Raw genomic sequence first — 589 nt, forward strand, 5'->3', positions numbered from 1 at the left:
GGTTCAATCGTATCCGCATTCGCCGGCAATTATTTGTGGTGAACGTCAGTTGAGTTATATCGAGCTGGACCAGCTATCAACAAATTTAGCTTCTCGACTAGCTGAAAAAGGCTTGGGCAAGGGTGATACTGCTTTAGTACAGCTTCCCAATGTTGCAGAGTTTTATATTGTCTTTTTTGCCTTGCTTAAGGCAGGCGTGGTTGTGCTCAATGCGCTATATAGTCATCGCCAATATGAACTAAATGCCTTTATTAAACAGATTCAACCTAAGCTTTTAATTGGTTCTCGTCAGCATGAAGTCTTTAGCAATAATCAATTTATTGACTCACTTCATGAAGTAAATTTAAGTCCTGAAATTATTTTGATGCTTAATCATCAAGCTACCGATTTCGGACTATTAGACTGGATTGAAACACCAGCAAAGACCTTTGTCGATTTTTCATCTACACCTGCTGATGAAGTTGCTTTCTTTCAGTTGTCAGGTGGAAGTACGGGAACACCAAAACTTATTCCAAGAACGCATAATGACTACGACTATAGTGTGCGGGCCAGTGCCGAGATTTGCGGTTTAAACTCGAATACACGGTTA

At 40.2% G+C, this 589-nt stretch carries 1 pseudogene; it reads left to right on the plus strand.

Annotated features, from left to right (window positions below):
• Nucleotides 1-589: pseudogene (gene basE, locus GBI16_RS18315) on the plus strand ((2,3-dihydroxybenzoyl)adenylate synthase BasE); the annotation flags it as partial.

Origin of the sequence: Acinetobacter sp. TUM15064 (genome assembly GCF_008980265.1) — a bacterium.
GTDB lineage: Bacteria > Pseudomonadota > Gammaproteobacteria > Pseudomonadales > Moraxellaceae > Acinetobacter.